The organism is Seohaeicola saemankumensis (assembly GCF_021021435.1).
GTDB lineage: Bacteria > Pseudomonadota > Alphaproteobacteria > Rhodobacterales > Rhodobacteraceae > Seohaeicola.
In genome coordinates, this window is record NZ_JAINWI010000005.1 from 25,320 (window position 1) to 46,949 (window position 21,630).

Genomic DNA, 21,630 nt, shown 5'->3' on the forward strand with positions numbered 1-21,630 from the left:
GACAGATGAACATGACCCTTACTCTTCCTGCAATGATTGCCGTGACGGCGCTCGTGTCCGGTCTGGTCTTTGTGCTGATCGGTGTTCTGATGGGCTGGCGTGAGGTTGTGCGCCAGTCTGCCCGCATGAAACAGGATCTGATCGCCGAGATCTCGCCGTGTCTGACGGAGCACGCGCAGAAGATCGAAACGATCCTGACAACGCATCAAAGCCAGCGCCAGACAGGCGATGACGCCATGCGTCAGGATCTCTCGGCAATCCGCGCGGATGTCGAATGGCTGGCGGGCGAGCGTATGATCGAACAGGCACTGGACATGTTCCGTGACGGTGTCTCGGCCAAGGATGTGGGCAAGGAACTGGGCCTTCCGCTTGAGACTGTGCGTTCCTTGCAACTGCTGCGCGCCCATTGATCCGCTGAAACCCGCCACAAGGCGCAATGCAGAAGACCGGATCGGCTTGCCGATCCGGTTTTTTATCTGTTCCCGGCACGGGATAACCGGATATTCGGTGCCGGGAACGGATCGGTTCAAGGATAGATGAAAACGGCCTTACTTTGTAACAGGAACGCAGGCAGCAGGGGCATTCTGTGCCTGTCTGCCGCACCAATCCTTGAAAGCGGTCATAGCCTGATCTTGAACCTTCTGGCGGTGTTCCGGCGCAGTGGATTCAAGCGTGGCGTTCCGCGCCGCAATGGCACCAGGCACGTCAAGCGCCGCGGCGATGGATTGCCAGGCATGGGCGGTTGCAAAATCAGGTTCCGGTCTTGCAGCGCTATGCACCGCCGCCAGAGCCAGCATAGCAGCCCCGTCACCGGCTTCGGCGTCGGGGGTCAGTGTTTCCTCTAGGCGGGTTGCAACCGTCGCCTGTCGCTCTGCCGTGAGATCCTGCATCAACTGTATGACCAGTGGTGCGGCTTGGCGCAGGCCCGCAAGTCGCGCCCGCCACGCCCAGAACGCGGCCTCGACGCTGTTTTGCGGCAAACCGCGGCCACTGGCAAAAAGAATGGCCAGATTATGTGCGGCCTCGGGATCGCCTGTAAGGGCCAGTTTGTGGAAACCTGCAGCGGCCTCTCCGTAATTGCCGGCCGCCGCGTCGGACATCGCTTTCTCGAAATCATCCGCCCCCGCAGGGGTTGCCAGAATCATGAGTGAAATCAAAGCGTGTTTGAACCAACCCACAGATCTGTTCCGGCCTTTGGAGGAAAGTGGCAGAACAAACGTTGATTCAGGCATGACGGGTCTCCGGCCAAGGGGCAATGAAGCAATAAATCCTTGGAGCATATACGGCAGGAAGTGCCCTGCGTTTTAGGCCCATCCGAAAGGATGGGGTTTGCCGACCTCTGACAGAGTCTTGTCTTTCGTCACATCCCTGCATCCGACTGGACGATTGTCGGAAAACCCACAATCAGCGATGTGTTGGATAACCGACACCGTCCGGTTTATTAACGAGTGCAACTTCACGAGTAGCCGTCATGACCAAGCATTTCTCGCCTACCCAACACAGTGCCCTTTCCATTCTGGGCGTCGGGCAAGACGAGAACATGCGCGGCGTGCAGGTGGATCGCATGATCCCCGGCGCGTCGCAGGTCATGAGGTCAATGAAACGTTTGATCGTGACAATGGCGCCCGCAGATGCGCCGGTCCTGATCACAGGCCCCAGCGGGGCCGGTAAAGAACTTGTCGCGCAAGCCTTGCATGACCTGTCAGACCGCAGTGGCCCGTTTATCGCGGTCAACTGCGCGGCCATTCCCGCGGATTTGCTTGAGGGTGAATTGTTCGGTTCGGAACGGGGTGCCTATACTGGTGCGGACAGGGCCCGCGCAGGTCTGATCGAACAGGCCGAAGGCGGCACTCTGTTTCTGGACGAGATCGGCGACCTTCCGCATGCCCTGCAAGCCAAGCTGCTGCGCGTGCTGGAAACCCGCACGGTGCGCCGTCTTGGTGGCGGTGCGCCAGTCCAGCTGGATTTCCGTCTGGTGGCCGCAACGCATCAGGATCTGGCCGCCATGACCCTCGGCAACCGGTTCCGCGAAGATCTCTACTACCGTCTGTCGGTGTTCCCCGTTACAGTCCCCTCGCTGTCAGAACGTGTGTGCGACCTGCCGCTGATCCTTGGCCGCCTTCTTGACGATTGCGCCACGGCACAGCCTTCAACGCCCTTGCCCCAGTTCGATGCCTCAGCCTTGCGCGCGCTGTCTCTGCATCCTTGGAAAGGCAATATCCGCGAGCTAAAAACAGTCGTTCTGCGCGCCTGCCTTCTGTTCCCCGGTCGCGCCGTGACCGCGCGCGAGGTGCGCGACAACCTTTTGTCTTTCGCCAGCCCGGCACCGGATGCGGATGCAGGCGCATGGCCCGAAGCGCCGCTTCCCTCCGAGATCGGCCTGCCAAGCCCTGATCGCTTCAGCGAGGCGCTGACCCAGTTCAAATCCGATATCGACCTGAGAAGCTATCTGCGGGATATCGAGATTGCCTTCATCACCGCCGCATTGGAACGGAACGGTAATTGCGTCAGCCGCACCGCCGATACCCTGCGTCTGCGTCGCACGACATTGATCGAGAAACTGCGGAAATACGGCATAGCTTCACAGCGTTGACAGCCTCAGGCGCCAGCCATTCACGGGCAGGCTGTCCTCATCCTTTGGACCAGCTTTCGACAAGACTCTCTAGATAGTTGCCGGTGCTTTTCATTTGCGTGACAACTTGCTCCATTGCGGCAAACTTCGTCAGATAACGCTTTTCCAGCAAGGCGGCCCGTGCTTCCAAAGTCTCGATCTGCCCGGTAGCATCATCTGATAGTTTGCTGATCTCTGCTTCACGCCGCCCCAGAAGTCCGGTGCTGGTGCCGGCTTCGCCCAAAAGCTGCGTCAGCGAGTCCGCAAAGCTGCGACCAAAGCTGAATGTTCCAGAAGTCAGACCTGCCTCCGTGGTCAGCCGCAGGCCCTGCAGCGGTCCTGTCTGCGGAAAATGTGCAAGCCTTCCGTCACCAAGATCAAGGCTCAGCATCCGGCTTCCATCCAGTATGGCATTGCCCTGGGCGTCCAACACAAAACTGTAGCTGCCCGCTTTCATGTCCGCTCTCGGACTTCCCGAGACAGCGACCCCTTCCGTCATGCCGCGCAGGCTGTTGGTAAACAGGGCGTCAAAATCCTGCGCGCGCTGCGCAAAGGTTCTGTCGAAGGCCGGAGGATCGAACCGCAACAGACCGTCGCGCTGAGTGGCAATCCCCAGATCGGCAAGGCTGATCGGTCGCTCGTCGAATCCTGCAATCGGTGTCGAGATAAGGCGGCGCAAACCCTGCTCCAAGCTTTCGACTGTGCGATCTCCTGAAAGGGTGCCCGACGTTTCTTCACCGATCCCGCGCTGTGTCAGCGATTTCATCAGCGACAGTGTCTCGTTCAGCCCCCCGATCAGTTTCTCGAGGTTTTCCTGTGCAACGAACCTGTCACGTTCGATCACAAGACTGCCGGATATGACAGCCGACAGCGTAATCTCCATACCGGGCAGGATATCGCTGACCACGTTGTCGGATCGCGTGATGGCGATCCCGTCAACAAGAAGTCGCGCATCGGTTGCGGCCTGCACCTGCCTTGCTGCGTTGGTCGCTGTCGTATCCAGATCGGACAAGACGATATCCCCGTCGCCGCTACCATTGCTGGCCGTCAGCCGGATGCCGTTCACGGCCCCTGTCTCGCCAACAATACCCAAGGAAAAGCTGCCGTCGCCCTTGTTCAGAACGCGCGCGGTAACGCCTTCGGTTTCGCTCAGCAGAGCGGCAAGCTCTTCCAGCGTGGTGCCTGGCGGTACGGTCAGAGTGACCGGTTCCCGCGTCGTGCCAGCCGTGAAAGCCTGCGGTTCCGCATCGTTCCATTGACCAAAATCTATCGTCAGGCTGCCTGTTTCAACAGTGCTGTTTGCAGCGCTGAAGCCTGCGAATTCCAGCACTTGCCGCGTGGCAAGTGACTGCACCTCCAGCGGAACAGTGCCTTGTGTCAGCAGGTCGCGATTGGTTACGCGAGGCATCAATGCCTGACTGCTGGTGGTCACTGTTAGGACCGGATTGCTGGCAGCTTCGGCCAGAACCCCGCCTAGCTTGTCGAACTGTCCACGGATCTGGGACAGGGCCGACAGGCGTACGGAATCAGTCTCGACCTTGTTTTGCAAAGCAACCAGACGCGGCGTGGTCTCAGCGCTGGCCAAAGTCTGAGCCAGTTGTCGCAGATTGATGCCGCTACCGTTTGTGTTCAGCGTGCTCAGAAGGTCGGAGGACATGATAACCCCTTGCTAAAGTCGTTCAGGGACAGAAACGGCTGATGGCTAGAATATGTTAGGCAGTTCACGGCGCGCTGCCGAAATCGATGACGATCTCGATCCTGCGATTGGCCGAACGGCCGTCTTCAGTGCTGTTATCCGCGACCGGATTGCTTTCGCCGCGGCTGACTGCGGTCAGGCGGCTCGGGTCAATCAGACCCTGTCCACCCAGTTCGCGCACGACCGATGCGGCGCGGGCAGCGGCCAGCCCCCAGTTGTCCACGAAAGGACCACCGCCAAGCGGGACGCTGTCGGTATGGCCGGTCACGGTGATCTGGCCGCGGTCTCCCGCCGAGGCGAGGGCGATGCGGGCCATAACCTCGCGCGCCTCTTCGCTCAACTCTGCCGAGGCGGATTGAAAGGCCCCTCCTGCACCGATGGTTACGATGACTTTGTCTTGCTGTTGCTCGACATCAACTAACCCTTGGGCTTGGATCTCGCGCAGGGCGACCTTCAGCCGAGCTTCGGCAATCGCCGCGCGCCGGGTATCGCTGGCACCGTCATCGCCCGGTGCGGACTGGTCCTGAGGTGAAGAACCTTGACCCTGAAGGTCGGAGGGCTGATCTGTCTTGTCGCCCTGCGCGGTCGCTTCGGGTGCTGCATCGGCCAGCGCCTGCGCCAGCTCGCCTGTTTCGTCGGGCAATTGCAATGTGACCTTGCCATCCTCCGTTCTGACGGTGGCACCTGCCTGCTCAAGCGCATCAGCCAGCGCCTTGCCTAAACCATCCATGGTGTCGGAATTTTCCGCATGTTCACTGCTTTGTCCGGGCGCTGGTTCCTGATCCGGCTCAGGGCTATCCTGCGGTGAAGGTGGTGCGCTAGCGGGGCGGTAGTTCACTTCCAGAACGGTCGTACTGTCGGGGTTTTGCATAATCTCGATCACGGTGGTTCCGAAATGTTCACGCAGCGCGCCCGTCATTTTCTTGAACGAGACCTCGTCGAAATTCGCGAAAGACAGGATCAGCACAAAGAACGCCATAAGCAGGGTTGCCATATCGGCAAATGTGGCCATCCATGCCGGTGCGCCGACGGGCGGGCAGCGCGGGCAGTCTTGCTCGTCGTCGTCATCTTCACGCGGGCCCTGTGGGGCAGGCGTCGGCAATGCCTTGATCTTGGCCATCGGTCAATCCTAGCTGGGATATGCGTTTTAGGCAGCGGCGCGCATTTTTTCCTGATCCGGCGGATCAAGTGCCGCGATCATCTGGTCTTCGATCAGGCGCGGGCTGTCGCCGCGCGCGATTCCGCGTAGACCTTCGATCACCAAAGTGCGGTATTCCACCTCGGCAGAGGTGCGTGCCTGCATCTTGGTCAGCAAGGGGCCGAAAATCACATTGGCAATCATCGCCCCGTAAAGCGTTGTCAGCAATGCCACGGCCATCGCGGGACCAATCGCCTGCACATCGGACATATTGCCCAGCATCAGAACCAGACCGATCAGGGTGCCGATCATGCCCATCGCCGGGCCGATATCCACCCATGCCTTCACCACCCCTTGCAGGTTTTCGTGGCGGGATTTCAGCGATTTTATTTCCTGCTTGAGTTGCTTGACCAGTTTGACCTCGTCAGCGCCGTCCACCAGCATTTGCAGGCCTTTTTCGAAGAACTTATCGGGCACCTGCTGCGATTCCAGCGCCATCATCCCTTCCTTGCGCGCGATGGCTGCAATCTCGGTCATCTGCTTGACCAGCACATCATTCTGCAGGGGCGATGCTTTGAACATCTTGCCGATAGCTTTGAAGCTGCCGGTGAATGTGGACAAGCCGGTTGTAGACAGAACGGAGAAGGCTGTACCCCCGAACACGATCAGGATCGAGGGAACGTCAAGAAAAGGGCCAAGGCCCCCTGCAAAGATCATGGCACCAAGGATCATGCCAATCGCCCCGAGGAATCCGATCAGTGTTGCGATATCCATTTTCTATCCTGTGCTGGCGTTACCCCCGATCAGAGGCAAGCCGCATGCCAGAAATTTTGCGCCCGAGATTAAACTTTTCTGAAAACCGCCGTTCAAAGAAACCAGCGCCACACGGCGTGCAGGTTTTCACCAAGGAGTCCACCGATGACCAGCATTAACACGAATATCGGCGCACTGTCCGCCCAGGCGAACATGACCCGCGTCAACGACCAACTCAACACCGCTATGACCCGTCTGTCGACAGGTCTGCGGATCAACGCTGCCAAGGACGATGCCGCAGGCATGGCCATTGGCGAAAAAATGACATCGCAGATTATGGGTCTGAACCAGGCCGTTCGCAACGCAACCGATGGCAAGAACCTGATCGATACAACCGAATCCGCGCATGTCGAAGTGTCGAACATGGCACAGCGTCTGCGTGAACTGGCCGTTCAGTCCGCGAACGATACCAACACCTCGTCCGACCGTGGTGCGATCGTTTCCGAAACCCGCCAGTTGATCGCAGAGATCAACCGCGTGTCGGAGACAACAACCTTCAATGGCATGAAGGTCATGGATGGCAGCTTTGCCAGCAAGCAGTTCCAGATCGGTGCCGACGCCAACCAGACGGTTTCGGTCAACGTGGAAAGCACCCGCGCAACCGATATCGGCGCCTTCACCTTGAAGTCTGACGTCAACGTTGCCGCTGGTGCATCGGCCATCGCAGGCGGCACCACGCTGGTGATCTCGGGCCATGCCGGATCGGCGGAAGTTGACCAGATTGCCGGAATGTCTGCAAAAGACATGGCGGCTGCCGTCAATGCCAAAACCTCGCAGACCGGCGTTCAGGCGCAGGCATCCACTGTCGCAAAAATCTCGGGTTTGGACGCGGAAGGCACGATGTCGTTTGAAATCAACGGCACGGGCGTCGGTCCTGTCGCTATCTCGGACGCATCCGACCTCCGCTCGCTGCGCGACGCGATCAACGCCAAAACATCGGAAACCGGCGTGACTGCGACGATGGGTGATGACGACAGCGAGATTATCCTGAAAGATTCGACCGGCTCGAACGTCGCAATCACCGGCTTTACGTCAGATGACGGAGCCGGCGGCACCCTGACGATGGATGTCGAGGGTCTGAATGCCGATGAAAGCACGCCTGCTGGCGGCTTTACCGTCACCACAGCCGTAACCGATGGCGACGATGCGACTGTGACCGGTCAGGTAACAATGTCCTCGACCAAGGGCTTCTCGGTCCACACATCCGACAACACTACGGACGCGGCTTTCTTTGAAGCGTCGAACTCGGGTTCGAAGCTTGAGCAGTTGGCTGAGATTGATCTGTCCACTGCGGAAGGTGCGGCAAAGGCGATCAACGTGATCGACACTGCCCTGTCCAAAATCAGCCAGTCGCGCTCGGATCTGGGTGCTGTGTCCAACCGTCTGGACTCGACCATCTCGAACCTTACCAACATCTCGACCTCCGTTTCTGCCGCCAAGTCGCAGATCATGGATGCCGATTTCGCGGAAGAATCGACCAACCTCGCACGTGGTCAGATTCTCAGCCAGGCGGCGACAGCGATGCTGGCGCAGGCCAATGCCTCCAAGCAGAACGTGATGAGTCTCCTGCGGGGCTGACGGAAAACCGACAGTTCAGAAATTCACCCCGGCGGGTTCTCTCGCCGGGGTGTTTTATTTCAATGGCTTAGCGGGCGGCTTTTCAGATCGAACGTCAGAATTCCGACAGTTTAGAGCTGTCATTTAGATTTTTTGCGCCTTGGCACAATTCAGGAAAGATTAGCGGAAAGACGCGGTTTTTTACCGAGTGCCAAAGGAGTTTTCCGATGAATTTCAACCACAGCCATTCCCTTGTTCAGCGGCAGTCTCTGGTCGTTAGCCAGCAACTCCGGCAGGCTATTGTTCTTCTGCAAATGGGCAACCCCGAACTACAGACATTCATCGAGGCGCAGGCCGAAGAAAACCCTTTTGTCGAACTGGCCCCCACACATCCGTCGCAGGCGCCCATTCCACGCGGTGTGGCAGGCGGATCGTCTGGCGACTGGGACCAGATCGCAGCCCTTGCCGATACGCGCGGGCCTTCACTCTATACCCATATCGCGACGCAGATCGGTGCCTTGGGATTGACCGAGGTCGAGATCGAACTGGCTTCTGTCTTTGTTGACGCGCTGGAGCCATCTGGTTGGCTGGGCAGCAGTTTGGAACAGATTGCTGCGCGTGCGGGTGGGACGTTTGAGCAAGCCCAGCAAATGCTGTCGCGCTTGCAGGGGCTTGATCCATCTGGCGTTTTTGCGCGCTCGCTGGCCGAATGTCTGCGCCTGCAGGCGCTCGATCAGGATTTGCTGACGCCGCTGTTCAGCGCTGTTCTGGACAACCTGCCTTTGTTGGCCGCCGCTGATCTGGCCGCACTGGCCCGCGTGTGCAACTGTCAAATGGCAGACCTGCGACCCATCCTGCGCGATCTTCGCAGCCTGGACCCTAAACCGGGGACACAGTTCGACAGCGCACCCGAACCGATCCGTCCACCTGACCTGATCGTGGCAGCCGCACCTGAAGGCGGCTGGCAGGTCGAGTTGAACCGCTCCACTTTGCCGCGTGTGGTGATCAATGACGACAAGGCAGAAGAACTGACAGGACAAAGCCAGTCATCGACCCGCGATGTGCAACGGCAGTCCGAGACACGTGGCTATGTCTCCGAACGGCTGTCTGTTGCACGCTGGCTGTCCCGGGCGGTCGAGCACCGCAACCGCACAGTTCTGAAAATCGGCGAGGAAATCCTGCGCCGTCAGGTGGATTTCTTCGCGAAAGGCCCCGAATATCTGCACCCGATGATCCTCAAGGAGATTGCAGCCGTTGCCGGTGTGCACGAAAGCACTGTCAGCCGTGTCACGACCGGCATTCTGATGGCCACACCGCATGGCACATTCCCGTTGAAGCATTTCTTTACCGCAGCACTTCCTGCGCGCGACAAGGTGAGCGGCTCTGCTGGTGCCGTACGCCACCGTATATACAGGTTGATCCGCGCCGAGTCGGCCGCCAAACCCTTGAGCGATGACCAGCTTGTGCGCCTGATGCATGCGGAAGGCGTGTCTGTTGCGCGACGCACAGTCGCAAAATACCGTGAGCAACTGAATATCCCTGCATCCTGTGTGCGCCGGCGGCAGGCGATCCTTTCGGGTCAAGCCTGAGCTTTCAAGCGCCAGCACCGGGTAGCACACAGTTGCCAAAGCCCCCCGTTTGGGGGGGCGTTTGCACGGTCAAGATCCGATCAGGATGCGGTCGCTTCTGTAGATAGCGATGTGTGGGCCTGCGGGCTGTCAAAGCGAAATCGCGTGCCGGGCGAGATTGCACTCCACGCATTACGCGCTTCGGTCTCGTTACGCGCAGCTACAACGCCGCGCGTGCGGTATCCTGTTTGCTGTCGGTCCTGCCTGACATGGTTTACGCCATTGCGCCAAAGATGCAGGCCGGCCGCAATCCACACACCAGCCATCAACAACGCCCCTCCCGGAAGCGCCAGCGCCAAAGCGGCGAAAAGGGTCGTCAGCAACGAGAACAAGCGAGCTTGCGCCATCCAGAGTGGCGGTGCCAGAAGTGCTAGTAAAGACGGGCGCTGTGGAAAAAGATCATGCGTCCCATCTGGGTGGGCCATGACCTCCCAGTTGCACAACTGTTCGACATGACCGATGGCAGGGACTTGGGCCGCAGGGGGCGGCACGCTTTCCCAGCGTCCAAGATCCCCGCTGTCGCTCAGAACGGTCAGCACGGAATCGCCCCGCAAAAAGCTAAGGGCCTCAGGCTTTTTCCCTTGGGCCACCCTTGCGCGAAACGCTTGTGCCGAGCCGGTCCACGCTTTGCCGCCTACGGCCAGTAGAACATCACCGCTATGCAGCCCAAGCGCGCGACCAGGATCGTCGATGCCGCAGCGAATAAGTTTGAGAGTCGAAGCTGGTGAATCAGTGTTTGTCATGGGGTGGGTCCGGTCCTGCTGAAAATGAAATCAAAAACGAGCGTGCAGCCAGATCAGGGCGCGCTAGGGAAAGCGGAAGGGATTGACGGCTTGGGCCTTTGGGGGCTTGGGACGTGCCACAGGCTTTTCTGTCGGTGTAGCGGGTAAAAGCGGCGATGGCCGAGCTGCCACGTCGGGCGCAACGCTGGCGGCAGCAACAGACCCGCCCGTTGCGCGCCCTGCCTGCATCAGACGCTCGGCCATCGACAGTTCTGCCTCGGCGATTGCGGCAAGGATATCTGCCCGAAGACTGGCAAGCTGCGGGTCCAGCGACATTGCGTCGCCGGTCAGGACCAAGGCGGCAGATGCAGCCGTTTGCTGTTCCTGCAGCGCGGGCAGACGTTCGTCAATCATCGCAATCAACTGGTCAAGCCGCCCGTTTTCCGTGGCGGTTCTGACTTCGGTCGCGTCGATAGCGCCATCCATACGGTCCAGCGCTGCATTCAACTCGGTCAGGCGTTCAACAAAAGCTGCGGCGGCAGTGGCCTGCACCTCGGCAGCTGTTTGCAGACCGCCCGACGTTTTGAACCAGATCGCGCTGCCCGCCACCAGAGCAAGAAGCGAGGCGCCACCGGCGACAGCGGCCATAAGCGCCGTACGCTTTGCGGTGCGCTCCATTGCTGTCGCGGCGTCAGACCGGGCTGTCAGCACGGCCTCGGCCTCATGTGCAGCATCCGTGGCGGCTTGCGCTGCATCAAGTGCGCGGGTGATCGCATCCGCAATCGTGTCTTTCGAAGAGGTATCATCAGTCATTGGAGTATTTTCCCTGAACAGAACCAGGCCGCGCGCTGCGACGGCGGGACAAGCGGCCTACAAGATGCGCGATCGGAAACCGCAGCACAGCCAGACCTGACAGCGCGGCACAAAAGAGCATAAGCCCCTGTCTCAAAGGCGTTTCATCAGGATCGGAGGCCGCAAGAAAAAGCGCCAGCGCGAAGATGGCAAATACCATTGTCGAAATACGCTGACCTGCTGTGCAGATCCGGCATGGCGGATTGGGATGGGACAAATAAAGTCTCCCTGCAAAAGTGGAATGCTTGCTTTCCATGATGAAATGCAAGTCCTGTGCCACCTTCGCCTTGCGCGCCCTTTAGTTCGGCCTGTGACCGTTGGAGTCGAACTGCAGGTCCTGCGGCAACTCGATTTCGGGGATCTCCTCGCGCAGACCGCGGTCGATCCGCCAGATATGGGCCAGAACCGTCGCTACCGCACCGTAAAGCCCCTCGTGGATCGGCGTACCGATATCGCCTGTGAAATAGAGCGCGCGTGCAAGGGGTGGCAGTCGCAGGATCGGCACGCTTGCTTTGCGCGCTGTCTCGATCACCTGTGCAGCCATTCGGTCGCGGCCTGTTGCGATGATGTAGGGCGCATCGTCCTCGCCAGCGCGGTAACGGACGGCGACCGCAAAATGCGTCGGGTTGGTGATGATCGCCGTGGCGCTGGGCACATCCGGCAGGGCGGCACGCTCACGTGCGCCACGGCGGCTTATCTCCATCTGCATGCCCCGCAATTTGCCCTTCATTTCGGGCGATCCGTTGTCCTCGCGCTGCTCGCGCTTGACCTCGTCGAGGGTCATCTTCAACGAGTCTTTCAGTTTTTTGGCTTCCCAGAGCAGATCGACAAGACCGATCAGGCCGAGCACAAGGGTCAGCCCGATAAAAAGTTGCAGCACGAGCGCGAACAGGATTCGGACCGCATCACCTGTGGGCATCTGGCCAAGACTGGTCAGTTCCGGCAGGCCGTTCAGCACCACGGTCAGGGCCACGGCAGACAATAGCGCGACCTTGGCGACCGCTTTGCCAAGTTCAACCAGAGCGGACATTGACACCATCCGCTTGAAGCCCGCCAAAGGATTGATCTTGTCGGGCTTGACCGCATAGCCTTTGTTGGTCCAGTGCAATCCACCCATAGCAGCTTGCGCCAGCACGGATGTCACCGCAACGGGCACGGCAATGAACAGGGCGAGAGCCAGAACCTCTTTACCCGCTTCTGTAATGGCAGGCAGCATTGCGGCATCAAGAGCATCGCCGCTTGCGATATCCAGATGGGCAGCCCAACGGGTCGCCGTCATCGGTCCAAGCGCCGCAAGGATCACGACAAAAAGCGTTCCGGCGGCCATCGAGGCGAATACCATCATCTCTTTCGAGGTCAGGATCTGCCCGTTACGGCGTGCGTCATCCAACCGCTTTTGCGTCGGGTCCTGATTGCGTTCTGCTCCGTCATCGGGGCCTGCCATCTTATAACTCCGTTCCGAGGCGGCCGAACATGTCGCGCAAAGCATGCAGGCCGCTATTGGCGATCGTGACCAATCCTTCGATCATCTGCGGGGCGGTCAGCCACATCAGGACAAGCAGCGCCAGCAGCGCAAGCGGAAAGCCCACCGAAAACAGGTTCAACTGCGGGGCTGACCGTGAAATCACCCCGACCGCAAGGTTCAGAATCAACAGACCCGCCACTACTGGCAACATGAGAGCCGAGGTCAGGGTAAACATGATTGTCCCCGCGCCAATACCCGCCGTGAGCAGCGCAGAAAGATCAAGATCATTGCCCGGAGGATAGCTTTGGTAGCTGTCGAACATGATCCGCAGCGCGACAAGATGGCTGTCGGTGCTCAGGAAAACCATCATCATGGCCAGTCCGAGCAGTTGCGCGATTACAGGGCTCTGCCCGCCTGCCGACGGATCGACTTGCATGGCAAATCCAAGTCCCGCAACATTGGCGATCTTGTCACCAGCCATCGCGGCTGCTGCAAAAAGTGTTGTCAGGACAAGGCCGGCTGTCAACCCTATGGCGATCTCGGACAGAATCATCGGAATGGCGGATAGTTTCGCCAAATCCCGTGCACCGGGCAATTCGGCCTGCGTCGAAACTGCAAGCGTCAAGCAAACCGCTGCAACGATCCGGATCGGCACAGGTACAAACCGACCGCCAAATACGGGCGATGCGATCAGAAAGGCGCCGATCCGCAGCATGACCACAAAGAATCCGGCCATAGGATCGGCCAGACGCGCCAAATCAAGCGCCGGAATGTCAAAAATCGCCCCGTCCATTTCCGTCTACCGGATGCTGCGGATGCTGTCGAAGACGAACAGGAAATAGTCCGTCAACGTGGTGAGCATATAGCTTGAGATCAGCGCCATCGTGATGAAGACAATGACCAGTTTGGGCACAAAGCTCAGCGTGGCTTCGTTGATCGAGGTGGCAGCTTGCAGAATGCCGATCAGCAGACCGACAGCCAGCGCCACGGCAAGAATCGGTCCGGCTGTCTTGAGGATCGACAGATAGGCGAGTTGCAGATGTTCGATGCCGGTTCCGAATTCCATCAGCCCGCACCTCCGGGCACAACACCGTAGCCCGCGGCTAGCGAGCCGACGGTTAAGGCCCAGCCATCCACAAGAACAAATAGCAGCAGCTTGAAGGGCAGGGCCACCAGCACGGGAGAGACCATCATCATGCCCAGTGCCATCAGGATGGATGCGATCACGATGTCGATGACAAGAAACGGCAGAAACAGCAGAAAGCCGATCTGGAAAGCGGTTTTCAACTCGGATGTCATAAAGGCAGGCAGCAGAACGCGGAACGGCACGTCATCAGTCTCGGCATAGGGTTCATTGCCAGCCAGATCCGCGAACATGGCCAGATCATTCTGGCGGGTATTCTCGATCATGAAGGCTTTCATGATCTCGCCACCGCGTGCCAGCCCGTCTTCCTGCGTCATTTGCCCGTCAAGCACGGGGGCCAGCGCCTCTGCATAGGCTTTTTCGAGCACGGGTTGCATGACGAAGAAGGTCAGGAACATCGCAAGCGCGATCAGCACCTGATTGGGCGGTGTCTGCTGGGTGCCAAGGGCCTGCCGCAAGATCGACAGCACAATGATGATGCGTGTGAATGCCGTCATACCCAACAGGATCGAGGGCAGCACGGTCAGGGCTGTCATCAGGGCAAGAACCTGCAACGACAAAGACCAGCTTGCGGCGCCATCCGCCGTTTCGTTCAGCGTGAGGGCAGGAAGGCCCTGTGCGAAACCGGCGAGCGGAGCGACGGTCAAAAACACTGCCAACAGGACGGGCGCAAGGAAAGGTGCTGCGTTTTTCAAACTGCATCCTCCGGCACGGCGGTTGCGGACGGTCCGGACAGAGGATGCAGCGAGATACCGGCCCCTTTGATCTTGAGGATCAGAAACTCCTGCTGGTCTACCCTCAGGATCATCGCCCTGTCTGTTGGACCAAGTGCAGTCGTTTCTGCCAACCGCATGCGCTTGCCGCGTGCCAGTTGCTGCGACAGGCCGCCTTTGTGTCGCTGGACCACCAGCCAGAGCAGAAAAAGTGTGCCAAGGAAGATTACAAGCGTCGCGATCTTGTCGAAGGGGAAAAGCTCCATGTTAGGATCCGTCTGTGAAAGTGGCCGAGTTGCAAGTGATGCTGCAACTCTCGTGCCACCGTCAGACGCCCTGTAAGTGCTGCGGCTCTTCCCGATCAGATCGCATCGGCGCGCTCCTCGGGGGTGATGATCTGACCGAATCGGATACCAAAACGGTCGCCCACCATGACAACCTCGCCCTTGGCAATGGGGGTGCCGTTCACAAGCACATCCAGCGGATCGCCCGCAAGGCGGTTCAACTCGACAACCGACCCTTCCGACAAGCGCAACAGATCGCGGATGGTCAGGGCGGTGCGGCCAACTTCGACTGTGAGAGCGACATCAATGTTTTCCAGCATCCGCAACTGGTCGGAACTGGGTCGGGTGATCGCATCGGTCATGTCAGGGTCCTTTTCATGGGATCAAATTTTTGGAAATGTCAGACAAGCTGGCGTCGTGTAACGGAAACGGCTGCATGTCCGGCCTGCTCGCCGGGCTGCGCCTGAAACATCGGTATACCTTCAACCAGCACATCCACCGCGCCGTTCAGGTTGACAGGCAGAACCTCGCCCTCGACCAGCGACATCAGGCGCGACAGCGGAACAGCCGGTTCACACAGCCGCACTGACACGTCTAACGGCACACGCAGGACCGCCTGTTCAAGCTTCTCGCGCCATGTGATGTCTTCGGTCAACTGGTCGGACTGCATCCGCGAGCGCAGCAAGCTTGCAATCGGTTTCAGGATCTGGACAGGATAGAGGATATCGAACGTGGCCGGTTCCTGATTGGGAAGCTGAACCATGAAAGAGCAGTTGACGACCATCTCGTCATTATCCGCAAAGGCCACGAACTGCATGTTCTCCTCGCGGCTAGTGACGGTGAAACTCAATTGCATCAGATCGCGCCACGCCAGTTGCAACGCCGCATTCAACCGGTCTGAGACCAGTTCGATGACACGGTGTTCTGTCGCGGTGAATTCGCTCCGGTTCACCGATACGCCGGTGATGCTGCCGCCGTAGTAGGCATTGGTCAGCAAGGACACGAAAGAGGGGGACAGCACCAGAAGCTGGTTACCCCTGAGTTCATCGGTTGCGCTGATGGTGAGTGAGACAAAATTGTCCTGCCCGTTGCGGTAATCCTCGAAAGTCCGCAATTCGGGCGGGAAACTGGACAGCCTTGGCTGAAAGCGCAGCATCGGCAAAAACGCTGTCCGCGCAATACGACAGAAGCGTTCGTTGATCATCCTCAACCCGTGGTAATTGCCAAAGCCCGACAGGTCGTTGGATCCGAATGCATAGGGGCGGACAGGCTGGCCGTTAAGCTGGTCTGTATCGGTATTGTCAAAGTCGCCTCCGATCAGGCCACCGACAAGGGCAGCCACTTCGGAGGATGAAAGTCTGGTCGGTTTGGCCATGATGGATCACTGGATGACGAATGAGGGGAAGAAAACGCTTTCCACGCCACCAAAGCCTTCAAGACTTTCAAGCCGCGTGTTGATCGCGTCCCGCAGGGCAATGGCCAGTGCTTCGCGTCCCGCCAGCCCTGTGATCTGCTCTTCGGTGAAGCTGCTGACCACGGCCAGCATGTCTGATCGCAGCGCTAGCTTATGCGTTTCGACATGCTCGATGACTTTGGCGTCATATTGTGTCGACAGGCTGACCCCAAGTTGCACAAAGCGCCGCGATCCGGCGGGATTGGTCGTCAGAGTTTCGTCAAAACTGTAATAGCTGGTGATAAAGCCGCTATTTTCGGGAAACGGTCGCGCCGCCTTCTGCAAACCATCCTTGCCGGGTTCTACCTGCGTGTTCCCATTGTCACGCTCGATCAGGCGTAAGGCATCGCTCATCGGTGATTGCGCGTCCGAGAACATGAACCAGCCGCCTGCAAAACCGCCACCGGCACAAACGCCTGCCCCGATAACAAGGCCGAGAATGCGCAAGATGCCGCCTGCGCGGCCTTTGCTGGCAGGGAGTGTGGCATCACCCTCGAGAGTTGCGGTCTTGGTGGTCATTGGGAATACCTCAGGCGATCAGATTGATAACCCCGCCTGCGACTGGCAGGCGGGTGTTGAGTTGAATGTCGGGCTCGTCAGCTGTGTGATCTTTGCCCGCGTTCTGGCCGGACTGCTGGCCCTGGTCCTGCGACTGTCCGCTAGTGGCGGCATCATGCTTGCCCAGCGTCAGGCCGTGACGATTGAATTCTGTCGAAAGCTGGCGCTCGGCCTCATTCAGCAAACGCGCGGCTTCAGGGGTTTCGGTCTGGAAGCGGACAGTCGCGGTGTCCCCCTCCAACGTCAGTGTGATCCGCAGCGGGCCAAGGGCTTCGGGTGACAATTCCATGATCATCGTGCCGCCATCAGCCGATAGACTTGTGACAGTCGCGGCAACCGCCGTGGCGGGCCAGTCGGGGCGTGTCATCTGTAACTGTGGCATTGGTCCCGTGCTGCCGCTCGCGGTCGTGGTCGCCGTAGCAGTCGCGGATTGCGCCAACGAGTTTTCGCCGAGCGGCTGGGTCGGCAGGGTCATTGCAGAGGTCTGTCCAGCCGTAGCGGAACGCGGCTCAATTCCGGACTCGGGCACTGCCGCTTGCGCTAACGGCTTTTTTTCGGTCGCCGAGTCTGCTGCCCCCTGATCAGAAGCGGGAAGCTGCGCCGCCGGCTGTGCCTTGTTCGCAGGTGCATCGTCGATTGTCATGTCCTGTTGCGATTTAATGGCTTCGCTGGTTGTAGGGGCAGATGCGGCCTGCGGGGCTACACTATCGGGCCGCTGCACTGGCAGGGTGACAGAATCGGATCGGGGCGTGGGCTGTTCGACGTTCTCGTTGGGCGTAGCGCTTGCTTCGGTCTGCCCCGTTGGTGTGGCGATAGATTCATCGGCGGCTGTAGCCAGTTCCGGCAGCAGGGACATCGTAGCCTCGCCCGTTTCGTCGGGCAATGGCGTTGCTCCCGTCGCAGCGCCTTCGCCTGCGACGATGGCGGGGCTGCGCTCTTCAAGTGGCGCTTGGGTGTCAAGGCTTGCAACATCCATGATTGCCCGCGGCATTTCCACGCCAAGCTGCTCTGCGGCAAACATCATTTGCGGGTCAAGTCCTGCCTCCGCATCAGGCAACAAGGCTTTGCCAACCGCAGGAGCGTGTAATTTCACCTCGCCCGTTCCTGACGGGGGTATTACCATACACAAGCGTAGGTTTTCCTCAAAGCCTGTAGGCACTGTGACTGCCGCTGCGTCCCCCGCACCGTTGGCAGGAAAGGCACTGACCCCCTGTTCCGGCATAGCTGTAATGGCGGACGGAAACATGATCCGGCTTTTTCCCTTGCTCTCTGTGCAGCTTCGTCTTCTGCGGTGCGGCTCAGGCTTGAATTGCAATTTCGGTGCCAGTTTTCCGCCGTGTCAGCGGAACCGGGATTTTATGTGCGGCGCGTGGCAGGATGTGCCGCCTCAACCCGCTTTTCCCGTTCTTCGGCATTGGCAAGGCGGGCAGCTTTGGCTGCGTCCTCACTTGTCTTGCGGCGTTGCTCATGCGTGGCAATCTGTTGCTGTAGCTTCAGAACCTCGTCGGCGGCGTTGCTTGCGCGTAGTCGTTGGCGTGCGGCTTCATCTGCGAATTGCGCCAGCATCAGACCTGTATTTCGTAAACTCGACACCGTGATTGCGCCTAAGGGAATTGCCATGTCCGACATCAATCGCTGCAAGCGCGCCTCAAGCGCGCGGGCGGCGTCGTGATCCGCTCCAGCTGCGCGCATCTCGCGGGCAAGGCCAGCCGCGCGCAGGGCTGCGGTCTTGGAATACAGATCCAACAGCCGTGCGCGCGACGTCATGCCTGCCCTGCCAAGGAAACCGCGCTGTTGGTGCCAGCCAGCGCCAGCAAGGCCGCGCGGCTTTCGGCCAAGGTGCTGCTCTCATGCCGCCCTTGGGAGATCAGCGCCCTGATCTGGGGCCAAAGCGCCATTGCCTGATCCAGAACCTTGTCCTGACCCGCCGAATAGCCACCCATCATCACCAGATCGCGGTTGTCCATATAGCTTGAGATCAGTTGCTGCAGGTGCAAAGCAGCGGCCCGGTGCTGCGGGTCGGTCACATCGCCCATGACGCGACTGACCGATTGGGGAACGTCGATCGCAGGATAGATTCCCGCCTGCGCCTGACGCCGTGACAGCACCAGATGACCATCCAGAATGGCGCGCGCTGTATCCACCATCGGATCGTTGGTCGTGTCGTCACCATCTGCCAGAACCGTGCAGATCGCCGTGATCGTGCCTTGTCCCGGTAATCCCGGTCCTGCGCGTTCCAGCAGGGTCGGGATCATTGCCACTACCGAAGGGGGATAGCCCTTGGCCGTGGGTTGTTCGCCCAAGGCCAGACCGATTTCGCGCTGGGCATGACCCACGCGTGTCAGGCTGTCGAGGATCAGCAGAACCCGCTTGCCTTCGGACCGGAACCATTCTGCGATGGACATGGCGCGCCGCACACCGCGCAGGCGCAGCATAGGCGACTGGTCGGCAGGGACGGCCAGAAGACAGGTGCGGCGCGCCGCATCGCCGGTCATCAGACGACGTGAGAAATCCCCGACTTCGCGGGCACGTTCGCCAATCAGCGCGACGATAACAACATCGGCTTTTGCCTCGCGTGCCATCATCTCGATCAAGACGGATTTGCCCACGCCTGAGCCTGCGATAATACCGATCCGCTGCCCCTCGCCCAAGGTCAGGGCGGCATTGATCACGCGCACACCCACGTCCAGTGGTTTGTCCACCGGCGTGCGCATCAGCGGGTTCAGCGGCCGCCCGTGCAACGGCCAGCGGGCCTCGCAAACGGGTTGCGGGCCGCCATCCAGCGGATTGCCTTTCGCGTCGATCACGCGACCCAAGAGTGCTGGACCCACATCGACTTCCTGCCCGCCCTTGACCAGCCAGGCCTTGGCTCCGGCCTCGATCGGGGCATAGGGTTCGTTCAGGAACAACAGGTTGCGACCATCACGAAATCCCACGATCTCGGCCTCGGCAGGTAGTCCGCCCTGTGTTTCGATATGCACCAACGCACCGGGACTGGCCGGAAACCCAGTGGTTTCCAATTGTAAACCGTCATAGCTGAGGACCTGTCCGCTGAACCTGGGCTCGGGGTCCGGCATATTGCACAGGCGTTCGATCAACAGCGGGATCAGCCCTGAGGGCGGTAGTTCAACCAGCATCGTGCAACTCCGTTTCGGATGGCGCTGCCGCGAGGATCAGATCCTCGATATGCAAGGTGGCGGTTCTTAAATCTATGTCCCCGCGTGACAGGCCAGCGTCCGCCACAAGCCGCGCCCGCGCCAGGGCGGCTAGATCGCCAGAGCAGGCCTGATCGAAAACGGCGCGCACGGCCTCCAGATCCGAAGGATGCAGATGCAGCGCGACAGCGCCCAGTCCCGTCGATACGCGCGCAGCCAGAGCGGCGATGCGGCGGACAAACGGTTCAGGGGTGGCATCAATGACCTGCCCCGCCCGATCAGCGGCCATTCGCGCTACGGCCTGATCAAGCGCTGTCGACAGGGCCGCCACTTGCGCGGCTGACGGGTTCGCCAGACGTTCCAAAGCACTGGCCAAAGCGGTCGCAGCCATTGCAACCGTTTGCCTTTCGCTGTCGAGTTCGGCTAAAGCGGCGGCACGGCCTTCGGCCCGTGCTGTCTCCAACTGCTGGGCGGATGGAGTGGTGTTGTCCTGCATAGCGGGACGAAGCGCACTGGGCGTAGTCTCGATCCGTGGCTCTGTCGGAGCCGCGGGCTCTGATTGCGTCGGGGTTTGGGTGCCCGCGCTGTGATCGTCGGCCACCGTAGCAGCAGCCATTTCCGCGGTCGCGGCAGCCTCTTTCGCGGCTGTTTCAACACTTAAATCGGTTGCCATGACATGCACCGGAACCGCACGAAAACTGTCGGCACCCTGTGGGGTTTGCAAGCCGGATTGTTTCAGAAAAACCGACATCTGCCCGCTATCCTTTTTGTCTGGAAGGAAGGCTTTCGCTTCGGTCATATCGCGCAGGAAACTGCCATCCATGATCAAACCATCTCCTCACCGCCGCGACCGGCCAGCACGATTGTGCCCGCATCAGACATCTGGCGCGCCACGGCGACGATCTGTTTCTGCGCTTCTTGCACATCGGTTAGACGGACCGGTCCCAAGGCCTCCATCTCGTCGCGGATCGTCGCGGCGGCCCTGACCGACATGCAGGATAGCAGCCTTTCGCGCAGCACCTCGTCGGCGCCTTTCAGCGCCAGAACCAGCCGCTCGGGTTCGATGGCACGCAGTAGCGTCTGTAGACTGCGGTCGTCGGATTTGCCCAGATTGTCGAACACGAACATATTGTCCTGAATTGCACCCATAAGGTCTTTGTCGTCCTTGCGGATATCCCTGAGAATCCGTGCCTCTATGCCAGAACGGGTAAAGTTCATGATCCGCGCCGCAGCCTTCACGCCTCCGATCTGCGAGGCGCTGGAACTGGTCGAGGCTTTGAATTCCCGCTGCAAGACCTGCTCAAGATCGCTGAGGGCTTCGGGCGTGACGGCCGTCAATTCGGCTATGCGGCGCACGATGTCCGGTTGCAGGTCTTCGGGCAAGGATGTCAGGACTTCGGCAGCCTGTGCATAGTCGAGACAGGCAATAACCAAAGCCATGATCTGGGGATGCTCGCTCGAGATCAGTTCCGAGATGGATCTTGCGTCCATCCATTCCAGCAACCGGATCGGGCGTTCGGTGCTGTTGGGGCTAATCCGGCTGATGACCGATTGTGCCCTGTCCGGTCCCAGCGCCTGATGCATGATATTGCGGACATAGGCGGGCGTTCCGTGGCCCAATCCGGTCTCGCCTGCCAGACGCGACAGGAAATCCTCAAGGATGCGGTCCACCTCGTCCTCGGGAACATCTTCGACGGCATACATGGCCGATCCAAGATGCTGCACTTCGGTGGGTGTCAGATGACGCATCACATCGGCAGCAATGGGTTCGCCGAACATCAGCATCAGAATAGCGGCGTCACTGGTGGCTTGGGCGGAAGCGGTGGCCATGGCGTTTGTCC

At 59.6% G+C, this 21,630-nt stretch carries 23 protein-coding genes; 4 read left to right on the top strand and 19 right to left on the bottom strand.

Features of this window, described 5'->3' with window-relative positions; translation table 11 throughout:
* Positions 1-5: 5 nt before the first annotated feature.
* Positions 6-410, top strand: a complete 405-nt coding sequence (locus K7H22_RS03680; protein ID WP_230799389.1) for a hypothetical protein — start codon at positions 6-8, stop codon at positions 408-410.
* 138 nt (positions 411-548) lie between these two features.
* On the opposite strand, the gene K7H22_RS03685 is transcribed toward K7H22_RS03680, so the two are convergent.
* The gene (locus K7H22_RS03685; protein ID WP_230799390.1) at positions 549-1,145 is read right to left on the bottom strand and encodes a sel1 repeat family protein; all 597 of its coding nucleotides are present in this window, start codon (positions 1,143-1,145) and stop codon (positions 549-551) included.
* A 326-nt stretch (positions 1,146-1,471) separates the two neighbouring features.
* On the opposite strand from K7H22_RS03685, the gene K7H22_RS03690 reads away from it, so the two are divergent.
* Positions 1,472-2,593 (top strand): sigma-54 interaction domain-containing protein, encoded by a 1,122-nt coding sequence (locus tag K7H22_RS03690; RefSeq protein ID WP_230799391.1) that lies wholly within the window; start codon positions 1,472-1,474, stop codon positions 2,591-2,593.
* Positions 2,594-2,630: 37 nt separating this feature from the next.
* Here the strand turns inward: K7H22_RS03690 and fliD are convergent, their stop codons facing one another.
* The 3 genes from fliD to K7H22_RS03705 form a co-directional block, all read right to left on the bottom strand.
* Positions 2,631-4,268, bottom strand: a complete 1,638-nt coding sequence (gene fliD / locus K7H22_RS03695; RefSeq protein ID WP_230799392.1) for a flagellar filament capping protein FliD — start codon at positions 4,266-4,268, stop codon at positions 2,631-2,633.
* A gap of 64 nt (positions 4,269-4,332) precedes the next feature.
* The gene (locus K7H22_RS03700) at positions 4,333-5,427 is read right to left on the bottom strand and encodes an OmpA family protein (RefSeq protein WP_230799393.1); all 1,095 of its coding nucleotides are present in this window, start codon (positions 5,425-5,427) and stop codon (positions 4,333-4,335) included.
* A 27-nt stretch (positions 5,428-5,454) separates the two neighbouring features.
* Complete coding sequence (locus K7H22_RS03705) at positions 5,455-6,219, bottom strand: motility protein A (protein ID WP_230799394.1); 765 nt, start codon at positions 6,217-6,219, stop codon at positions 5,455-5,457.
* A 144-nt stretch (positions 6,220-6,363) separates the two neighbouring features.
* Between K7H22_RS03705 and K7H22_RS03710 the strand changes: the two genes are divergently transcribed.
* A complete protein-coding gene (locus K7H22_RS03710; protein WP_230799395.1) occupies positions 6,364-7,836 on the top strand; it encodes a flagellin in 1,473 nt (490 codons plus the stop codon).
* A 206-nt stretch (positions 7,837-8,042) separates the two neighbouring features.
* The gene (gene rpoN, locus K7H22_RS03715) at positions 8,043-9,404 is read left to right on the top strand and encodes an RNA polymerase factor sigma-54 (RefSeq protein WP_230799396.1); all 1,362 of its coding nucleotides are present in this window, start codon (positions 8,043-8,045) and stop codon (positions 9,402-9,404) included.
* Between the two features lie 80 nt (positions 9,405-9,484).
* Here the strand turns inward: rpoN and K7H22_RS03720 are convergent, their stop codons facing one another.
* The 15 genes from K7H22_RS03720 to fliG all read right to left on the bottom strand — a co-directional run bounded on the left by K7H22_RS03720 (position 9,485) and on the right by fliG (position 21,619).
* Positions 9,485-10,186 (bottom strand): hypothetical protein, encoded by a 702-nt coding sequence (locus tag K7H22_RS03720; protein WP_230799397.1) that lies wholly within the window; start codon positions 10,184-10,186, stop codon positions 9,485-9,487.
* Between the two features lie 63 nt (positions 10,187-10,249).
* Positions 10,250-10,978 carry a hypothetical protein gene (locus K7H22_RS03725; RefSeq protein ID WP_230799398.1) on the bottom strand — a complete coding sequence of 243 codons (729 nt, stop codon included), beginning with the start codon at positions 10,976-10,978 and terminating at the stop codon, positions 10,250-10,252.
* 337 nt (positions 10,979-11,315) lie between these two features.
* The gene (locus K7H22_RS03730) at positions 11,316-12,461 is read right to left on the bottom strand and encodes an EscU/YscU/HrcU family type III secretion system export apparatus switch protein (protein WP_230799399.1); all 1,146 of its coding nucleotides are present in this window, start codon (positions 12,459-12,461) and stop codon (positions 11,316-11,318) included.
* A 1-nt stretch (position 12,462) separates the two neighbouring features.
* Positions 12,463-13,275, bottom strand: coding sequence for a flagellar biosynthetic protein FliR (fliR, locus tag K7H22_RS03735; protein WP_230799400.1), 813 nt, complete (start codon positions 13,273-13,275; stop codon positions 12,463-12,465).
* A gap of 6 nt (positions 13,276-13,281) precedes the next feature.
* Positions 13,282-13,548, bottom strand: a complete 267-nt coding sequence (fliQ, locus tag K7H22_RS03740) for a flagellar biosynthesis protein FliQ (RefSeq protein WP_230799401.1) — start codon at positions 13,546-13,548, stop codon at positions 13,282-13,284.
* Positions 13,548-14,288, bottom strand: a complete 741-nt coding sequence (fliP, locus tag K7H22_RS03745) for a flagellar type III secretion system pore protein FliP (RefSeq protein ID WP_230799677.1) — start codon at positions 14,286-14,288, stop codon at positions 13,548-13,550. The genes fliQ and fliP overlap by 1 nt, the downstream gene beginning before the upstream one ends.
* Before the next feature lie 29 nt (positions 14,289-14,317).
* Positions 14,318-14,605: a flagellar biosynthetic protein FliO gene (locus tag K7H22_RS03750; RefSeq protein WP_230799402.1), complete on the bottom strand. Its 288-nt coding sequence runs from the start codon at positions 14,603-14,605 to the stop codon at positions 14,318-14,320.
* A 95-nt stretch (positions 14,606-14,700) separates the two neighbouring features.
* Positions 14,701-14,985, bottom strand: coding sequence for a flagellar motor switch protein FliN (gene fliN / locus K7H22_RS03755; protein WP_230799403.1), 285 nt, complete (start codon positions 14,983-14,985; stop codon positions 14,701-14,703).
* Positions 14,986-15,023: 38 nt separating this feature from the next.
* On the bottom strand, positions 15,024-15,998 hold the full coding sequence (fliM, locus tag K7H22_RS03760) for a flagellar motor switch protein FliM (protein ID WP_230799404.1): 975 nt from the start codon (positions 15,996-15,998) through the stop codon (positions 15,024-15,026).
* Between the two features lie 6 nt (positions 15,999-16,004).
* On the bottom strand, positions 16,005-16,595 hold the full coding sequence (locus tag K7H22_RS03765) for a flagellar basal body-associated FliL family protein (protein ID WP_230799405.1): 591 nt from the start codon (positions 16,593-16,595) through the stop codon (positions 16,005-16,007).
* Positions 16,596-16,605: 10 nt separating this feature from the next.
* Positions 16,606-17,727 carry a flagellar hook-length control protein FliK gene (locus tag K7H22_RS20140; protein ID WP_230799406.1) on the bottom strand — a complete coding sequence of 374 codons (1,122 nt, stop codon included), beginning with the start codon at positions 17,725-17,727 and terminating at the stop codon, positions 16,606-16,608.
* Positions 17,728-17,990: 263 nt separating this feature from the next.
* The gene (locus K7H22_RS03775) at positions 17,991-18,401 is read right to left on the bottom strand and encodes a hypothetical protein (protein ID WP_230799407.1); all 411 of its coding nucleotides are present in this window, start codon (positions 18,399-18,401) and stop codon (positions 17,991-17,993) included.
* A complete protein-coding gene (locus K7H22_RS03780; RefSeq protein ID WP_230799408.1) occupies positions 18,398-19,771 on the bottom strand; it encodes a FliI/YscN family ATPase in 1,374 nt (457 codons plus the stop codon). Before K7H22_RS03780 ends, K7H22_RS03775 begins: the two co-directional genes overlap by 4 nt.
* Positions 19,761-20,612, bottom strand: a complete 852-nt coding sequence (locus tag K7H22_RS03785; RefSeq protein ID WP_230799409.1) for a FliH/SctL family protein — start codon at positions 20,610-20,612, stop codon at positions 19,761-19,763. Before K7H22_RS03785 ends, K7H22_RS03780 begins: the two co-directional genes overlap by 11 nt.
* 2 nt (positions 20,613-20,614) lie before the next feature.
* Positions 20,615-21,619: a flagellar motor switch protein FliG gene (fliG, locus tag K7H22_RS03790; RefSeq protein WP_230799410.1), complete on the bottom strand. Its 1,005-nt coding sequence runs from the start codon at positions 21,617-21,619 to the stop codon at positions 20,615-20,617.
* Positions 21,620-21,630: the final 11 nt, after the last annotated feature.